The 252-nt window shown below is 24.6% G+C and carries 1 protein-coding gene; it reads right to left on the bottom strand.

Annotation, left to right across the window (positions count from 1 at the left end; genetic code table 11):
- On the bottom strand, nucleotides 1–230 hold a 230-nt coding region (locus tag AC6UD2_RS06845; RefSeq protein WP_500698442.1), incomplete at its 3' end, for a hypothetical protein.
- Nucleotides 231–252: the final 22 nt, after the last annotated feature.

The following is a 252-nucleotide window of genomic DNA, read 5'->3' as shown; positions in this document are numbered from 1 at the left end:
CTCCAAAACATTTTATTAAATTTATCTTGAATTGATTTAACTTCCTCATCCTTATTCTTTTCATCATGTTTAATTTTGGCATCAAATTTATAATAAGTTTCATACATTTTGTAATATAAATCTGGGCAATTTTTTAATACAAAGTTCCCAAAACAACTTAAGCTTGTATTTAGATCAGAAGCCATATCGACACCATTTCCAATAAAAAATAATCCAACATTATATTTCACATTATCTTTACTCATATAAAAC

It is taken from the genome of Fructilactobacillus sp. X2R5C2 (assembly GCF_059901375.1).
This window is presented reverse-complemented; position numbering and strand designations above follow the sequence as displayed.